The sequence below is a fragment of the Pseudomonas sp. AC463 genome (assembly GCF_979253585.1).
Genome location: NZ_CEEDDZ010000005.1, coordinates 225,972 through 242,065, shown reverse-complemented (window position 1 = coordinate 242,065; position 16,094 = coordinate 225,972). Strand labels below are relative to the sequence as shown.

General features: G+C 61.6%; 16 protein-coding genes. 7 read left to right on the top strand and 9 right to left on the bottom strand.

From position 1 onward, the window contains the following. Positions 1-7: 7 nt before the first annotated feature. The 3 genes from AC0IYH_RS08350 to AC0IYH_RS08340 all read right to left on the bottom strand — a co-directional run bounded on the left by AC0IYH_RS08350 (position 8) and on the right by AC0IYH_RS08340 (position 3,030). Positions 8-211 carry a hypothetical protein gene (locus tag AC0IYH_RS08350; protein WP_471833818.1) on the bottom strand — a complete coding sequence of 68 codons (204 nt, stop codon included), beginning with the start codon at positions 209-211 and terminating at the stop codon, positions 8-10. A gap of 161 nt (positions 212-372) precedes the next feature. Beyond that, entirely contained in the window at positions 373-1,977 is a 1,605-nt protein-coding gene (locus AC0IYH_RS08345) for an ArnT family glycosyltransferase (RefSeq protein WP_471833817.1), read from the bottom strand. Between the two features lie 87 nt (positions 1,978-2,064). Beyond that, the gene (locus AC0IYH_RS08340; protein WP_471833815.1) at positions 2,065-3,030 is read right to left on the bottom strand and encodes an arsenic resistance protein; all 966 of its coding nucleotides are present in this window, start codon (positions 3,028-3,030) and stop codon (positions 2,065-2,067) included. Between the two features lie 175 nt (positions 3,031-3,205). Here AC0IYH_RS08340 and AC0IYH_RS08335 point away from each other — a divergent pair, with 175 nt between their 5' ends. After that, positions 3,206-4,144, top strand: coding sequence for an alpha/beta hydrolase family protein (locus tag AC0IYH_RS08335; RefSeq protein WP_471833813.1), 939 nt, complete (start codon positions 3,206-3,208; stop codon positions 4,142-4,144). 17 nt (positions 4,145-4,161) lie between these two features. Further along, complete coding sequence (locus AC0IYH_RS08330; protein ID WP_116627518.1) at positions 4,162-4,575, top strand: hypothetical protein; 414 nt, start codon at positions 4,162-4,164, stop codon at positions 4,573-4,575. Positions 4,576-4,694: 119 nt separating this feature from the next. Here the strand turns inward: AC0IYH_RS08330 and gabP are convergent, their stop codons facing one another. After that, a complete protein-coding gene (gene gabP, locus AC0IYH_RS08325; RefSeq protein WP_122774902.1) occupies positions 4,695-6,086 on the bottom strand; it encodes a GABA permease in 1,392 nt (463 codons plus the stop codon). Positions 6,087-6,640: 554 nt separating this feature from the next. On the opposite strand from gabP, the gene AC0IYH_RS08320 reads away from it, so the two are divergent. The 5 genes from AC0IYH_RS08320 (at position 6,641) to AC0IYH_RS08300 (ending at position 10,846) form a co-directional block, all read left to right on the top strand. Beyond that, the gene (locus tag AC0IYH_RS08320) at positions 6,641-7,414 is read left to right on the top strand and encodes an ABC transporter ATP-binding protein (RefSeq protein ID WP_101265554.1); all 774 of its coding nucleotides are present in this window, start codon (positions 6,641-6,643) and stop codon (positions 7,412-7,414) included. 13 nt (positions 7,415-7,427) lie between these two features. Beyond that, positions 7,428-8,180, top strand: coding sequence for an ABC transporter substrate-binding protein (locus AC0IYH_RS08315; RefSeq protein WP_122774903.1), 753 nt, complete (start codon positions 7,428-7,430; stop codon positions 8,178-8,180). Between the two features lie 74 nt (positions 8,181-8,254). After that, positions 8,255-8,950: an ABC transporter permease gene (locus AC0IYH_RS08310; protein WP_005783890.1), complete on the top strand. Its 696-nt coding sequence runs from the start codon at positions 8,255-8,257 to the stop codon at positions 8,948-8,950. A 38-nt stretch (positions 8,951-8,988) separates the two neighbouring features. After that, positions 8,989-9,678 carry an ABC transporter permease gene (locus AC0IYH_RS08305; protein WP_471833890.1) on the top strand — a complete coding sequence of 230 codons (690 nt, stop codon included), beginning with the start codon at positions 8,989-8,991 and terminating at the stop codon, positions 9,676-9,678. After that, positions 9,659-10,846, top strand: a complete 1,188-nt coding sequence (locus AC0IYH_RS08300; RefSeq protein WP_471833810.1) for a methyltransferase — start codon at positions 9,659-9,661, stop codon at positions 10,844-10,846. Before AC0IYH_RS08305 ends, AC0IYH_RS08300 begins: the two co-directional genes overlap by 20 nt. 241 nt (positions 10,847-11,087) lie before the next feature. Here AC0IYH_RS08300 and bcsQ read toward each other — a convergent pair whose 3' ends face one another. The 5 genes from bcsQ to AC0IYH_RS08275 all read right to left on the bottom strand — a co-directional run bounded on the left by bcsQ (position 11,088) and on the right by AC0IYH_RS08275 (position 16,093). Beyond that, positions 11,088-12,020, bottom strand: coding sequence for a cellulose biosynthesis protein BcsQ (gene bcsQ, locus AC0IYH_RS08295; RefSeq protein WP_471833808.1), 933 nt, complete (start codon positions 12,018-12,020; stop codon positions 11,088-11,090). A 172-nt stretch (positions 12,021-12,192) separates the two neighbouring features. Then, positions 12,193-13,317 (bottom strand): alginate O-acetyltransferase AlgX-related protein, encoded by a 1,125-nt coding sequence (locus AC0IYH_RS08290; protein WP_471833806.1) that lies wholly within the window; start codon positions 13,315-13,317, stop codon positions 12,193-12,195. A gap of 12 nt (positions 13,318-13,329) precedes the next feature. Beyond that, positions 13,330-14,745 carry an MBOAT family O-acyltransferase gene (locus AC0IYH_RS08285; RefSeq protein WP_116627524.1) on the bottom strand — a complete coding sequence of 472 codons (1,416 nt, stop codon included), beginning with the start codon at positions 14,743-14,745 and terminating at the stop codon, positions 13,330-13,332. 17 nt (positions 14,746-14,762) lie between these two features. Then, entirely contained in the window at positions 14,763-15,428 is a 666-nt protein-coding gene (locus AC0IYH_RS08280) for a cell division protein FtsQ (RefSeq protein WP_116627525.1), read from the bottom strand. Beyond that, positions 15,428-16,093: an SGNH/GDSL hydrolase family protein gene (locus tag AC0IYH_RS08275; RefSeq protein ID WP_028615346.1), complete on the bottom strand. Its 666-nt coding sequence runs from the start codon at positions 16,091-16,093 to the stop codon at positions 15,428-15,430. The genes AC0IYH_RS08280 and AC0IYH_RS08275 overlap by 1 nt, the downstream gene beginning before the upstream one ends. Position 16,094: the final 1 nt, after the last annotated feature.

The window sequence follows — 16,094 nt, the reverse complement described above, 5'->3', positions numbered from 1 at the left end:
TAAAGCGTCAGCCCCGATCCCACATCAACGTCACCACCGCCACCCGCTCCTGATCGGAGATCTGAAAACCCCGTTCCTCCACCCGATCAAGCCAGCCCTGGGCCGACAGCTGCTCGCCGAACCGCACCAGGCGCCCATAGCGTTTGAACACCGCCCTCAGCACGTTGATCATTGCCGGGTAGCTGCACCCGCCGTCGAAGCAGATGCTCAACCAGCCAAATCGTGAGCGTCCAATTACGTGGCCACAGCCGGGCCGACTAAAGTCCTTTTTTGTCATATCCATAATGCTTCCAGTACGGCAGTTACTAAAAACGGCGCAATTTAAATGACCAATCGGTCACTTGGCCGGGGAACATACAGCAAGTTGCTGATTCAATTCAGCAAAAAAACCATCATTGGGTTGTCGTTCAAACGCCCTTCAAAGCTTGGAGCCAGATGTTCCAGGGGCGTTCCCTTCAGCAGCGCGGTTTCCTTTCGCGACACGATGACCCATGCCGGTCGGGGCACTACGCCCAGCCCTGCAACCTCGGCAGCGCTGACAAACAGCGGCTGCTCATCGTGATCCAGATTCATCATGTAGCGCACGGCCCAGGTGTCCCGGCCGAGGTTCACAAACACCAGCGGCCCGGGCTGTGCTACGCGGAGCGCCTCTACCTGGCCGACAAACTGCCGGGTGTCGAACTGCAAGTCCTTGCCCGGCTCCACAACCACTATCAGCAGCAACCACTGCGCTGCCAGCGCGACCAGGCTGAGCCATACCAGCCGCCCTGCCTTGCGCCAGGCAACCAACGCCGCCACTTGCAGCACCACCAGCGCGCCAATCAACAGCGGCAACGAAACGCCAGGCCAGTAACCGTGTTTCTGCCAACCATGCCGACAGACAAAGACTACAACCACACACAACGCCGGTAGCGCCGCGACAAGCCCCTCGTAGCATCGGCGCACGCCGACGAACCAGTTTTTCGCCTGGAGCAGCCCATAGGCGGCGACGGCGGCAAACATCGGCACCATGGGCAGGATGTAATAGGCGCGTTTGAAGTGCGGCACCGACAACCCGAGCAGGATCATCAAGCCGCAGGCACCGAGCCGCACTACAAGCTGCACGGTGTCGTCGAAGCGCTCAGCCCAGCGATGACGCAGCGTAACCATGGTGGCCAACGCCAGCGGCACCACGGGAAAGTAGCGGTACAGACTCAGCTGGAGGTAGAAATAGAACGGCTCGCCGGTTTCGTCGAGGCGACCGCCGACTTGCATCTTGAACACCTCATCAGCAAACCCATCACCGCCAGTGATGCGCGCCAGCTTTACCAGCAGCCACCAACAGGCGGCCAATAACATCAAGCCGACGATGCCGTGGATCAATACCTGCTTGACGCGCTCCCCAGGCCGGCCCAGCGCCCAATACACACACACCACGCCGCAGACCTCAATCAACCCCAGCGGCCCGCGAATCGCAAAGCCCACGACAAACAACGGGAACACCGCAAGCTGGCGCAGCCGCGAGCCGAGCTGCTGGCCACTGTGCAGCAGGTAAAAACTGCCGACGCAGAGCAGCGCCACCATCTGGTCCAGGCACACCGAGCGCGACTTTTCGAGCAGCTGAGTAGTGAGCAACGTGAGCAACACCGTGAGCAGTGCCCAGCGGCGCTCATAAGGAACCAGCAACCGATAGATCAGCGCCACCACCCCGGCGGACGCCAGCGCCGTGGGCAAGATATTGGCCAGATGGTTAGGCGCGCCAAACAGGCGGGCACATATGAAACTCAGGAACGTCGCGGTACCGGGGTAATCCGCGTAGGGCTGCCCGTAGGTGGTGGGGAAAAAACTCGCACCATGGCGAAACATTTCCTGCAGGAACAGCGCCCAGCGGCCGTCAAATCCTTGGGGCTGCTGATCCCAGATTCCCAAGGTAAACAGCAACAAGGCAAACAGGAAAATGCCCAGGGACTCCAGGCGAAAACGGCTGCGTTGATCCATCGGTAGACCTGTCAGGTGGGGAGCGCCGACTCATGGTGCCGAGCGCGACCCTGAATAACGCCTGAACAAACCTGAACATCCGCGCTTTTACCGACCTGCGGGCCACACCCACTTCGGAATCAGCCGCACGTAGATCAACTCGCCCACCAGCTCGACCAGGGTTTGCAGGATCACGGCGGTCGCCGCCAACCCGCGCACATCTTCCGGCAAAGCCAGGGCCAGGGGCAGCACTACCAACGAGTTACGCGTCGCCGCGCTGAACGTCACCGCCCGCGCCGTCAATGCCGGCAGCGCGAACAGCCGCGCGGCCAACACGCCCATCAGCGGCGCCAGCAACAGGAAGCCGATATACACCGGAATGACCGGTAACAGCAGGTTGAAATCACGCACCACCGAAGTGATCTGCGAGGCGATCACCACAAACAACACCAGCGCCATGGCCGGCACCGGCAGCCACGCCCAGGCGTCGTTCCATGCGCTGGCAATCCTTGAGCGTCGCGCCAGGGATGTGGTCAAAACCGCCAGCACCATCGGCGCCACAATCAGCAACAGAAACGCCTCGACAAACGGCCGCGCCTCCACCACCACCTCGGACTGCGCGCCCAGCATCAACCCCAGGTACACCGGCAACAGCATCAACTGCAGCAGCAACAGCAACGGCGTCGCCGCCAGCATCAACCGCGAATCGCCCTTGCCGATATGAGTAAACACCACCACGTAGTCGATACACGGCGTGAGCAACACCAGCAAAGCCCCCACCAGCAACGCCGGGCGCTCCACCAGGCCACGGGTGAGTACCCACACCAGCAATGGCACCAGGATGAAATTGGCCAGCAGCAACGCCGACAGGAAACGCTTGTTATCGAAGGCCTGGCGCAGGTCCAGAAACGGGATTTGCAGAAACATTGCGTACATCAGCACTGCGATAGCCGGTGTGACCAGTGCACTGAACGTATGCGCCACTGCGGGCGCCAGCATGCCGAAGACGGCCGCCAAGACGACAGCGCTGAAGTAGATAGCGATCTGGTTATGTTCAAGGGTGTCGCGGGTCATGGACTGGCTCAGATCGATCAAAGGTTCGTAAGCCTAAGCATCCAGGCCGATAAGGTCGAGCATCGTGAAAATCTACGCACATGCGGTCGGCTAAATTTGTTAGTTTCGATTTCTTATAAAAAAGCGCGTGCGCCTCCAGGGCCACCCATAAAAAAGCGCAAGGACTCAGTTGACCATGAACCTGCCGACCCGGCCCACGCCCGAACCCTTCAGCGAACGCGCCGCCGACAACCACGCGATAAGAGGCTTCACCTGGCGCCACCTGCGCACCGACCTCGACCGCCCCGTGGTGATCATCAACGCCGCCACCTCCGTACGCTGTCGCCACTACGCGCGCTTCGCCGACTACCTGTTTGCCAACGGCCTTGACGTGATCACCTACGACTATCGCGGCATCGGCGAGTCGCGCAGCGGTTCAATGCGCGGGTTCAAGGCCTCGTGGTCGGATTGGGGCACGCTGGATTTCGAGGCGATCGTGCAGCGTGCGCAGCGGGAGTTTCCAGGCCAGCCGATTGACGTGGTCGGCCATAGCTTTGGTGGGTGCGCGGCGGGGCTGGGCGCATCCGGCGCGCTGATCCGACGGATCGTCACAGTGGGCGCGCAGTTCGCCTACTGGCGCGACTACGAGGCGAGCGGGCGCTGGCGGATGTTTGCCAAATGGCATGTGGTGATGCCGCTGGTGACGGCACTGTGCGGGTATTTCCCCGGCAAGCGCCTGGGCTGGCTGGAAGACACGCCAGCAGGCGTGGTGCGCGACTGGAGCACGCCGACAGCCCGATACGAGACGCGACCCAGCGCACGCACGCTGGCTGAGTTGCCATTCAGTCGCGTAAACGCGCAAATGCTCGCGATCAGCATCACCGATGACCCTTTCGGCACCGTGGCCGCGATTGAACGGCTGTTAGGCTATTTCGACGGCTGCGAGCGCACTCATCTACGGATCGCCCCCGAGGATATTGGTGAAACACAGGTAGGGCATTTCGCGTTTTTTCGTAGTGAATATCAGGATCGGCTATGGCCAATTGCACTGGCATGGCTTCAAAACGGCCAATTAGCAGCGGATACCCTTGGGATTTCCCCCAACCTGCGCTTCAATACCCCATCCAGATCCTGACCCAAGGACGTGAGCCCATGGCTTCGCCGAACAAACAGCAAAAACGTGCCCACCGGGCGAAGGCCAAGGCCAAGCAGAACCGTACTCAGCGCGCCGTCGCCAGCAAGCCGGATGCGTTCGCCGACGATGACAGCCGTATTGACCTGGAGTCGGTGGACCTGACCGAGCTGTTCGTCGAAATGCGCACCGCCGGCGAAACCAGCCAACAGGCGTTGTGCGCGGCGTTCCTGGAGCACCCGCTGTTGGCATTGGTGCTGGAACAGGAAGGCGAAGAGCAAGCCACGGACTTTATCCTGGCCGCCCTGATCGAGTATCGGCAGTGGGCCACGGACAGCGATGATGAAGCAGCGGCGCTGGCGTGGATCGAATCGCCAGCGTTCCAGGCGGACTATGTTGCAGCGTCCCAGGCACTGGCCAACTCCGAAGACTGACATAGAACCAAATGTAGGAGGGGGCTTGCCCCCGATTGCGGTGGATCAGCCAGCACATCTGGCGCTGACACACCGCAATCGGGGGCAAGCCCCCTCCCACATTTTTTTACCGTGTTCCGTCAGTTAAGGACTGCAGCACCCGCTCTCTGCGCCTTGCGACGGCTCGACACATACAACCCCGCCAGCACCACCAGCAAGCTCAGCACGCCAGTCGCGATAATCTCGACCCGGTGCGCTTCCTGGAACAGCATGATGGTCAATGTACCGACGATAAACACCATCACCGCGTAGGTCAGGCCGGGGAACAGCCACATCTTGAAGACAATCTTCTCGCCCGCCGCCGTACGCTTCTGGCGCATGCGCAGTTGCGATACCGCAATCACCAGATACACCAGCAACGCGATAGCGCCGGAGCTGGCCAGCAGGAACTCAAACACCGCCGCCGGGGCCACGTAGTTGGCGAAGACCGCCAGGAACGCTGCGCCAGTCGACAGCAACACCGCCCAGTAAGGCGTGCCGCTCTTGTTGGTGCGCTTGGCCACAGCGGGTGCGTCACCGCGACGGCCGAGGGAGAACAGCATGCGCGAAGCGGTGTAGAGCGCCGAGTTCAGGCAGCTGGTCACGGCTACCAATACCACCAGATCAACGATCAGCTTGGCGTTCGGGATGCCCATGCGTTCCAGCACGGTCTGGTAGGAACCTACCGCGGCCAGGGTAGGATCGTTCCATGGCACCAGGGACACGACGATGAAGATCGACAGCAGGTAGAACAAACCAATCCGCCAGATTACCGAGTTGGTGGCCTTGGTGATTTGCTGGCCCGGGTTCTTCGATTCCGCCGCCGCAATGGTGACGATCTCGGTGCCCATGAACGAGAACATGGTGGTCAGGATCGCGGCCAATACCGCGCCCATGCCGTTGGGCATAAAGCCCTGGGTGTCGAACAGGTGCGAAACGCCGCTGACCTGGCTGGTCGGCAGGAAGCCGAAAATCGCGGCCAGGCCGAGGATCACGAAGCCCACGATCGCCACGACTTTGATCAACGCAAACCAGAACTCGAACTCACCGTAGTTCTTCACGCTGAACAGGTTGGTCGCGGTCAGCAGCAAGGTGATGATCAGGGTAAACGCCCAGATGGCCACATCCGGGAACCAGGCATGCAGGATGGTCGCAGCGGCGTTGGCTTCCAGCGGAATCACCAGCACCCAGAACCACCAGTACAGCCAGCCGATGGTGAAACCGGCCCAGTGGCCGATTGCGCGGTCGGCGTAGGTGGAGAACGAACCGGTGTCCGGCGATGCCACGGCCATTTCGGCCAGCATGCGCATCACCAACACCACCAGCGTGCCCGCAGCGGCGTAAGCCAGCAGTACGGCCGGGCCGGCGGCAGCAATCGCGTGGCCGGAGCCAACAAACAAACCGGCACCGATAACGCCGGCAATCGACAGCATGGTGACGTGACGCGGTTTGAGCCCCTGTTCGAGGTCATTGGAGCTTTGCGTACTACTCATTGACACACCTTTACGAGGAATTGCGAAAACGGTCCGCCCGGCCTGGGAGCTTTCTCGTGAAAAGAAACCAACGGGGCGTTGTTTATTTTTTACGCAAGATTTGCGCCAAAATGTTACAGAGCCGCGATTGACGCGGCCTGTAGGACGTTTAGACAACAATCGCAAGTCATTGAGAACAATGGCATTCCGCTATAGCGTTACCGTGCGACCCACTTTCAAGACGGATGAGCGCACCAAAAACACACACAAAAAGTGCGTGACGCTCCATAAAAGGGCTGATAGGTACCGTTTGCCCGTTTAACCCTTCCAACACCCGGCCAAAGCTGGCACCATCGCGCCCTTTTTTACGCGAAGCCTACGGTTTCTCGGGTTCAAACGGCTGTTCGGTTGTTGATGGCGCGACACGCTACTGTGCCGATGCGACACCCTGCCGCACACCGCCCGTTTACCGCCGGCCGCGCTGTTGGCTGCCATCAAGACGCTATGCTAGCTTGGCGCCTCGCCAGGAAGGCGGCCCAACAGCAAGCATGCAACGAACACAATGAGGACCCCCCATGGCCGAGGCCGCGCCCGCGCTTGAAATCCGCAACTTGCATAAACGCTATGGTGAGCTGGAGGTACTTAAAGGTATCTCGCTGACCGCCCGTGACGGCGACGTGATCTCGATCCTGGGTTCCTCCGGTTCCGGCAAGTCCACGTTCCTGCGTTGCATCAACCTGCTGGAAAACCCACATCAGGGCCAGATCCTGGTAGCCGGCGAAGAACTCAAGCTCAAGGCCGCAAAAAACGGCGAACTGATGGCCGCCGACGGCAAGCAGATCAATCGCCTGCGCAGCGAAATCGGTTTTGTGTTTCAAAACTTTAACCTGTGGCCGCACATGAGCATCCTCGACAACATCATCGAGGCGCCACGCCGCGTGCTCGGCCAGAGCAAGGCCGAGGCGATAGAAGTGGCCGAAGCCCTGCTGGCCAAGGTCGGCATCGGCGACAAACGCCACGCCTACCCCGCGCAATTGTCCGGCGGCCAGCAACAACGGGCGGCCATTGCGCGCACCCTGGCGATGCAGCCCAAGGTCATCCTGTTCGACGAGCCCACTTCCGCGCTTGACCCGGAAATGGTTCAGGAAGTACTTAATGTGATCCGCGCGCTGGCCGAAGAAGGCCGCACCATGCTGCTGGTCACCCATGAAATGGGCTTCGCCCGCCAGGTGTCCAGTGAAGTGGTGTTCCTGCACCAGGGCCTGGTCGAAGAGCAAGGATCGCCACAGCAGGTGTTTGAAAACCCGCTTTCGGCGCGCTGCAAACAATTCATGTCCAGCAACCGCTAACGGAGCAACATGCATGCAGAACTATAAAAAATTCCTTCTGGCCGCGGCCGTCTCGATGGCGTTCAGCGCCACGGCCATGGCAGAAACCTTGAAGATGGGGATCGAAGCGGCCTACCCGCCCTTTAACAATAAAGACGCCAGCGGCAACGTGGTGGGCTTCGACAAAGACATCGGCGACGCCCTGTGCGCCAAGATGAAAGTCGAGAAGTGCGAAGTGTATGTGTCCGACTGGGACGGCATCATCCCGGCCCTGAACGCCAAGAAGTTCGACTTCCTGGTGTCCTCGCTGTCGATCACCGACGAGCGCAAGCAGGCCGTCGACTTCACCGACCCGTACTACTCCAACAAGCTGCAGTTCATCGCGCCAAAAGCCACCGCCGACTTCAAGCCCGACGCCGCCTACCTGAAAGGCAAGGTCATCGGTGCACAACGCGCGACGCTGGCCGGCACCTACCTGGAAGACAAGCTGCCGGAAACCGAAGCCAAGCTGTATGACACCCAGGAAAACGCCTACCTCGACCTGACCTCCGGGCGCCTGGACGGCATCCTCGCCGACAAGTACGTGCAGTACGAATGGCTCAAGAGCAAAGACGGTTCCGCCTACGAGTTCAAGGGTGACCCGGTTGTAGAGAGCGACAAGATCGGTATCGCCGTACGCAAGGGCGACCCGCTGCGCGAGCGCCTGAACAAAGCCCTGGCAGAGATCAAGGCAGACGGCACCTACAAGAAGATCAACGACAAGTACTTCCCGTTCAGCATCGAATGATCTGAACGGCCTGACCGGCGCGCTCGCTTGAGCGCGCCGGCTTTCAGCAATGCCTGCCGCGATATGAAAACACCATGAATTTCGATCTCTACGGATTCGGCCCGGCGCTCGCCGCCGGCGCGCTGATGACCGTCAAACTGGCGCTCACGGCCCTGTGCCTGGGGCTGGTGCTCGGCCTTGCCGGCGCCTTGGCCAAGACCTCACCGTACAAGCCGTTGCAATGGCTTGGCGGCGCTTACTCGACCATCGTGCGCGGGATTCCCGAGCTGCTGTGGGTCCTGTTGATTTATTTCGGCACCGTCAACCTGATGCGTGCACTGGGGGAGTTTTTTGGTAACCCCGACCTTTCTCTAAGCGCCTTTGCCGCCGGGGTAATCGCCCTGGGCCTGTGCTTTGGCGCCTATGCCACGGAAGTCTTTCGTGGCGCGATCCTCGCCATTCCCAAGGGCCACCGTGAAGCCGGTGTGGCGTTGGGCCTGTCGAAGTTTCGCATCTTCACCCGGCTGATCATGCCGCAAATGTGGCGCATCGCCCTGCCGGGCCTGGGCAACCTGTTCATGATCCTGATGAAAGACACCGCGCTGGTGTCGGTGATCGGCCTGGAAGAAATCATGCGCCACGCGCAGATCGGCGTGACGGTCACCAAGCAGCCGTTCACCTTCTTTATGGTCGCGGCCTTCATGTACCTGGGCCTCACGGTCCTGGCGATGACCAGCATGCACTTCCTGGAAAAACGCGCCGCCCGCGGCTTTGCAAGGAGCACCCAATGAGCGGCGACTACAGCTGGCTGGCGCATTTCGACCTGGGCCTGAACTGGGCCGTAATCATCAAATGGCTGCCGAAACTGGCCCAGGGCGCGACCCTGACTCTGGAACTGGTGGTCATCGCGGTGATCGCCGGCCTGCTGCTGGCAATCCCGCTGGGCATCGCGCGCTCGTCGCGCCGCTGGTACGTCAGCGCCCTGCCCTACGCCTACATCTTCTTTTTCCGTGGCACGCCGCTGCTGGTGCAGTTGTTTTTGGTCTACTACGGCCTGGCGCAGTTCGACGCGGTGCGTAACAGCTTTATGTGGCCGTACCTGCGCGATCCGTTCTGGTGCGCCACCGCCACCATGACCCTGCACACCGCCGCCTACATCGCCGAGATCCTGCGCGGCGCGATCCAGGCCATCCCGCCGGGTGAAATCGAGGCCGCGCGCGCCCTGGGCATGTCCAAGCCCAAAACCCTGTTCTACATCATCCTGCCGCGCGCCTCGCGCATCGGCCTGCCGGCCTACAGCAACGAAGTGATCCTGATGCTCAAGGCCAGCGCCCTGGCCAGTACCGTGACCTTGCTGGAACTGACCGGCATGGCGCGGACCATCATTGCGCGCACCTACCTGCCGGTGGAGATCTTCTTCGCGGCCGGCCTGTTCTACCTGTTGATGGCTTACATCCTGGTGCGCGGCTTCAAACTGCTGGAACGCTGGCTGCGCGTCGATGAATGTCAGGGACGTTGAGGCGCACTTTCAGGCGCTGGATGCGTTTCTGATCGAACACCAAGGGCTGTGGCGACCGCGGCCCTTTACCCATCGGCAGTTGCCCTGGGAAAGCGCACACCCTGAACTCGCCCACTGGCTGCGCCAACGCTCGTTGGCCGAAGCCGAAGCCAGTCACAACACACCCCATGAACTACAGGCCCCCGCGCCTTTTCCACAGCTGGCCGCCCAGGCGTTGCATCTCAGTGCTGTGGATAAGTTACCCACGCAACCACTGGCACCCGCGCGCCATCGCCTGAACGTGGATGTGCCCGGGCGCAAATGGCAGCAGATCGAAGCCTTCGGCGCCGCGCTGCAGTTTGCGCAACCGCCCGGGCACTGGCTGGACTGGTGCGCCGGCAAGGGCCACCTCGGCCGCCGCCTGCTGCAACCCGGGCAACAATTGACCTGCCTGGAATACGACCCGGCGCTGGTCGCTGCCGGCCAGGCCTTGAGCGAGCATCACCACCTGCCCGCCACCCATCGCTTGCAGGACGTGATGGCGGATGTGGCGATCAGCCCCGAACACACGCCAGTCGCCCTGCATGCCTGCGGCGACCTGCATGTGCGCCTGCTGCAACTGGCCAGCGCCGCCGGCTGCAAGCAACTGGCGCTGGCGCCGTGCTGCTACAACCGGATCAACGCCGACACCTACCAGGCAATGTCCACTGCCGGTCACGCCTCACGCTTGCAGCTGTCCGTCGATGACCTCGGCCTGCCCCTCAGCGAAACCGTGACCGCCGGCCACCGCGTGCGTCTGCAACGGGACACCTCCATGGCTCGCCGCCTGGGTTTCGATCACCTGCAACGGCAACTGCGCGGCTGCGACGAATATCTGCCCACGCCATCCCTGCCTGCCGGATGGCTGGAAAAGCCCTTCGCTGTCTACTGCCAGGAACTGGCGAGCCGCAAAGGGTTGTCCACAGGTGAACAGGATTGGGCGGCGCTGGAAGCGTTGGGCTGGCAGCGGTTGGCCGAGGTCAGAAACCTGGAATTGCTGCGTGGTCTATTTCGGCGCCCGCTGGAGCTATGGCTGGTGCTGGATCGGGCATTGTTTCTTGCCGAAAAGGGCTACAGGGTCGAGGTGGGCAGCTTCTGCGAACCGGCATTGACGCCGCGCAACTTGATGGTGCTTGCCGAGCGCGATTAAAGGGCAACATTGTCGCACCCAAGCCTGTGGATAACTCTGTTGATGGAATCTTTACAGAGCCTGTAGCCGTCTGCGTTACAGGCCGAAAGCCACACTGATCATTTTTCGACCACAAAATAAAACACACGAAAAACAAGCAGTTGCGTGGTGATGAGAACCGCTCCACAAAATGGCCGTTTGGTGACACCCCCGTCCAACCGATTGTGCATAAGCATCTGGCGTTCAGCGTATAAACCGCGCCCTAACAGAGCTTTCTCGGCGCCTTCAGCAACCGGCACAGGTCATTGATATCGTCTGCCGCCAGGCTCATCGCGCGGTTGTCCAACGGGTCGGTGCCAAAGGCCAGGGCCTCACTGATGGCCATGTCGTGATGCACTTCCAGCGGAGCACTGCCCAAACGCTGCTTGAAGGCCTCAACCATGTCCAGGTTGAAGGCATTGCTCTCGTCCAATTGGTTGATCACAAAATGCACACGCGGCGGGTGTTCGCGGTCAAGGTGCGGCACCAACAGCACATCCAGTTGGTCCAGGGTGCCCAGAGACGCGGCGTCGGCCTGGGCCACCACCAGCACCACATCGGCGACGCTCAAGGCCTGATGGAAATAGACGTTGTTACCGGCCGGGGTGTCGATGATCACCGTGTGGCCCGCGCTCAGGCCCAAGGCGGACAGGCGCTGCGCCAGCCAGTCGGGCTGACGCTGGAGCCAGCGCTGCAGGCTCTCTTGTTGCTGGATATCGGTGTCGCCAAAGGTGATCACCTGGCAGCCGGCGAAACCGGGCTGCTGGATGTGCTCCCATTGCGCATTCTCAAGGCTGGTGCGGCCCAGACCCGGCACGTCCTGGCCGACACTGAAGTGATGCCGCAAAGCGTTTTGCGGATCCAGCTCCACCGCCAACACCGATTCGCCCTGGCGCTGCAAGCCGCTGCTCAACGCCGTGGCCAGGGTGCTGCGGCCCACGCCGCCATTGATCGACACCAGCGCCACCACTTTAGGGCGCGGCGCCGCCTTGTCCACCGGCTGGGACTGTTCATTGGCACTGGGGGGCTGCGGCTGGATGGGGGTGCCGTCGTCGACGGGAATGCTGCCGAAAAAATGCATCCGGGCATTCAACCCCTGGGGGTCGCGGGTCACGTTCTTGCCGAATAACTCAAAAAGCTCATCAGTGAGGCTCATTGCCTGAACTCCGCACGACGCAGCTCAAAGACGTGAAGGGTCGGCAAGGAGAAGGCTTACCGCAGTCTTTTATAGGCGTCTGTTGTTGTCGCATTCTGTGACAGCAAAAGCGAGGTGTCATTATTTTGATGGAATTGCCGCCTATTTTTTAGACAGGCGGCAAATCGTCAAATTACTGACCAATCGTGATCGCATCATATGGCGTTTGCAGGTCCCGCTCAGGAATCTCCCAAATCAACAACTTGGGCGGGGTTTGCTTGAACGCCGGGCTCTCGAAGTAGGCCTTGGCCGCGCCAGAAAACTCACCACCGTCCTTGCTGAAATTACCCACCGGCGCGTTCAGGGCCTTTTGCAGGAAGCCCACAAAGTTCGAATTACGCGAGAACGACGTACCGATCAGCGCCACGTTGGGCAAGCCGGCGTCGCCAAACAGGTCATCGGCGTTGCTGGTGACGCCGCCGGTTTCATGGGCAGTGCTGGCCGCAACGGACTCGCCGGGCGGCTGCAATTTCGGCGACAGCCAATCAAGGCCGGCCAGGCGCACCAGGTCGCCCGGGCGCACGGCGAGCGGCGCTTGGGTGATCTCGAAGGTCTGCTCCGGCGTGGCCTTGATACCCCGTTGCGCAATGCGCTGTGCCAGGGCCTGGGCCCCGGCGTTGGCGCCGATTTCGCTCCAGTGGGTGTCGGTGCGCAGGTACGCCTCGCCGCCCAGGGGCTTGAGGGTGTCGGTCAGGTCGAGGGCGGAGACGCCGGCAGCTTGCAAGGCGGCGGTCCAGTCCTGGATGCGGCTGTCGAGCACCGCCGGGCGGTACAGGCCACAGCGTTGGGCGGCGGCAATGCGGCTCTTGTCGGGCACTACCACCACTTGCAGGTCGATACCTTTTTTGCCCAGTTGCTGCTGCAGGTCGATCACGGCCTGGGCCTTGGTCTGTGCATTGGCTTGGGCATGGCGATTGATGCGCAGCTCATCGCTGATAAACAGCCAGCCCGGGCAACCCCGGCGCACGCGCGGCCCGGTGTCGCCGAACGCCAGCCAGCTGGTGCCACGCTCGAGGTTGGCGGCCTGGATCGCCATCGGCGCCTTGGCCAGTTCCTTGGCGAAACGGTGCGTGAGGTCGCCGTGCAGCAGCATGTCGCTGTCGACCTTGGCCGGCACGTAGCTGATCGGCCCTTTGACCATCAGCCAGGCGCAGGACAACAGCCCCGCCGCCAGGAAGGGCACCAGCACCCAGGCCGCGAGGGGGCTGGTGCGTACGGCCAAGTCGCTCGGAGGAGTCGGCGCGGTAGGAGCGGGCATGGTCGGGCGTCCTTAAAACTGAAAGTACAGAAACGGAACGGCGTCGCGGCTGGCAATCAGCGCAAACGACAACACAAACCCGGCCACCGGCCACAGCGAGGCGGCCACCACAAACCAGGGCTGGGTGCCGAAACGCTGCTCACAGCGCACCTGCCAGATCGGCGCAATGATGCACACCAGGCCCAGCAAGGCCGCCATGCCATGGGCCGGGCGCATGGCCACGGCCATTGCGTCACCCAGGGCCATGCCGTGCATACCGAACTGGCCGGCGTACATGGTCAGGGCCGAATGGAAGTCCGGCGCGCGGAACAGGGTCCAGGCCAGGCACACAAACAGCAGCGTCAGCACATGCGAGAGCACCGGCGGGATGCTCGGCAGGCTCGAGCGCGACCAGGCGCGGTCAATGCACAACGCGATGCCGTGGGCCGAACCCCACAGCAGGTAGTTCCAGCTGTCGCCGCCGTGCCACAAACCGGCAATCGCCATGGTCAGGAACAGGTTGCGATAGGTGCGCCACACGCCGTCGCGGTTACCACCGAGGGCGATGTACAGGTAGTCGCGCAACCAGCTGGACAACGACAAGTGCCAACGGCGCCAGAAGTCCTGGATGCTGCTGGCCAAGTACGGCCGGTTGAAGTTTTCCGGGAAGTGGAAGCCCAGCATCAGGCCCAGGCCGATGGCCATGGCGCTGTAGCCGGCGAAGTCGAAGAACAGTTGCAGCGAGTACGCCAGGCAACCGATCCAGGCATCCACCAGGCTCGGGTTCTCCAGGTGGAAGGCAATGTCCACCAGCGGCGACAGGGTGTCGGCCACCAGCACTTTCATGCCCATGCCGATCATGAAGCGGCGCGCGCCGAGGGCGAAATTCGGCCAGTTGAAATAGCGCTGGTTCAGCTCACGGCGAACCCAGTCGTAACGGATGATCGGGCCCGCAATCGAGTGGCCGAACATAGAAATATAGGTGGCGTAGTTAATGAAGCTACGTTCCACCGGCACCGTATGACGGTGCACGTCCACCAGGTAGGAAATCGCCTGCAAGACGATGAACGACAAGCCGGCCGGCAAGGCCACGCGTTGCCAGTCCAGCGGCATGGCGCCGTACCAGGTAATCACCTCGCTCACGGTGCCGGCGACAATGTTGGCGTACTTGTACCAACACAGCACCGCCGTGTTGAACACGATCAACGCGATCAACAGGCGCACCCGGCCTTTGCCGTCCTCACGGGAGCGGTCCACCAGCAAGCCGCCGACCCATGCCACCACAGTCAGGACCATGTGCAGGAACAGGAACAACGGGCTCAACCAGCCGTAGAACAACCAGCTGCCAATCAACAGGATGACGTTGCGCCAGCTCGGACGAGCCAGGGCATAGATCAACAGGAAGGCCGGCAGGAACAGCGTGAGGAATTCGAGTGAGGCAAAGACCATGGTGGTGTCGGGCCCGATCAGTTAGCGAGTGCGTCAGAGGCGAACAGCAACATCGAGCCTTTGTCGGAAGGGACGGCCAAAACGCTGTAGCGCTCGCCTGCCTTGAGGGTAAACGACAGCGGCTGGCCAACCGGCGCGCCGGCGCATTTGAGCTGCACCGACAATTCCACCGGGTTGATCATGCGCCGCTGTACCGAACCTTCCGCGACCTTCTTGAACAACTCGGCTTTTTGCGCCACGGCTTCCAGGCTGGCGTCGGCGCAGGTGGCGTCGGCGTTGATAAAGGCCAGGGAGGCTTTGAGGGCGTTGAAGTCATCCGGCACTTCACGGATTACCAGTTGGCGCGTTGCACCTTTGGCATCGGCGAGGGCAACCACGGTGGCGAATTCGCCCGGCGCGACTTTCACCGAGAAATCAGCGTTTTTGCCGGCGCTGCTCAACACGCCCTTGATTGGCTTGTCACCGCCGACCACCGGCAGGAAGGCCGATACGGCTTTGTCGCCGCCGAGCACCAGGCTGGCTTTGGAACCGTCCGCCACCAGCTTCAATTCGCCCGGCGTGCCGTTGGCAAAACGCAGAAAGGCTGCGTCTTGCTCAGGACCGGTGGGGTACAGCGGGATGTCGGCGCTGTAGGCGCTGACACTGGCGAGCAAGGTCGCCAGGCCCAGGGTCATCCGTTTCATTATTTGCTTCCTTTACCGTAGGCCGATGGCGGCAGGTCGCCCAGGGCAGTACCGATGGCCTTGGCCCACTTCTGGTAGCCGTCGATGGTGAAGTGCTGGCCGTCGGTGGTGATCCACTCGCCCGGCTTGGAGAAGGTCAGCGAGTCGATGTAGGTGCACGGCGCCACGTTACTGGCCAGGAACGACGACATCAGCTTGGTACGGGTGTCGTCTTTCTTGTACTGGGAACCGACCTTGCCCCATGGCGGGCCGACCCACACGCATTTGGTGCCGGTGTCGGTGATGGCTTTGGTCAGCGAGGTCACGCTTTTCCAGGCCCAGGCCTTAGGGAACACCGGGTTGGTGTACGACCCCATGGTGTCGCCGATGATCAGCACGACCACGTCGGGCTTGTCCTTGGCGATCAACTCCTGGATCGGCGTGGTGCTCATGGCGTTCTTGCCATAGATCACGGCTTTGCCGGTGGGCGTGCGTTCGCCGCCACACTCGACTTTTTTCGGCACAACCCAATCCGCCGCACCGGCACCGCAAGCACCGATGGAGTGAACCACCGCGCCTTGCTTGGTGAGGTTGTCTTGCAGCGGGTTGAGCAACGAATCGGGAAAGCTCATATGACTTTCGCCCAGCACCAGCATGGTTAGGCCGGCAATCGCAGAAACAGGCATG

Coding starts and splice junctions, on each gene's coding strand:
- AC0IYH_RS08320 (WP_101265554.1), top strand. CDS start 6,641: ATGGCCGAGGCCGCGCCCGCGCTTGAAATCCGCAACTTGCATAAACGC.
- AC0IYH_RS08330 (WP_116627518.1), top strand. CDS start 4,162: ATGGCTTCGCCGAACAAACAGCAAAAACGTGCCCACCGGGCGAAGGCC.
- AC0IYH_RS08310 (WP_005783890.1), top strand. CDS start 8,255: ATGAATTTCGATCTCTACGGATTCGGCCCGGCGCTCGCCGCCGGCGCG.
- AC0IYH_RS08315 (WP_122774903.1), top strand. CDS start 7,428: ATGCAGAACTATAAAAAATTCCTTCTGGCCGCGGCCGTCTCGATGGCG.
- AC0IYH_RS08285 (WP_116627524.1), bottom strand. CDS start 14,745: ATGGTCTTTGCCTCACTCGAATTCCTCACGCTGTTCCTGCCGGCCTTC.
- AC0IYH_RS08280 (WP_116627525.1), bottom strand. CDS start 15,428: ATGAAACGGATGACCCTGGGCCTGGCGACCTTGCTCGCCAGTGTCAGC.
- AC0IYH_RS08275 (WP_028615346.1), bottom strand. CDS start 16,093: ATGCCTGTTTCTGCGATTGCCGGCCTAACCATGCTGGTGCTGGGCGAA.
- AC0IYH_RS08340 (WP_471833815.1), bottom strand. CDS start 3,030: ATGACCCGCGACACCCTTGAACATAACCAGATCGCTATCTACTTCAGC.
- AC0IYH_RS08345 (WP_471833817.1), bottom strand. CDS start 1,977: ATGGATCAACGCAGCCGTTTTCGCCTGGAGTCCCTGGGCATTTTCCTG.
- AC0IYH_RS08335 (WP_471833813.1), top strand. CDS start 3,206: ATGAACCTGCCGACCCGGCCCACGCCCGAACCCTTCAGCGAACGCGCC.
- AC0IYH_RS08300 (WP_471833810.1), top strand. CDS start 9,659: ATGAATGTCAGGGACGTTGAGGCGCACTTTCAGGCGCTGGATGCGTTT.
- gabP (WP_122774902.1), bottom strand. CDS start 6,086: ATGAGTAGTACGCAAAGCTCCAATGACCTCGAACAGGGGCTCAAACCG.
- bcsQ (WP_471833808.1), bottom strand. CDS start 12,020: ATGAGCCTCACTGATGAGCTTTTTGAGTTATTCGGCAAGAACGTGACC.
- AC0IYH_RS08290 (WP_471833806.1), bottom strand. CDS start 13,317: ATGCCCGCTCCTACCGCGCCGACTCCTCCGAGCGACTTGGCCGTACGC.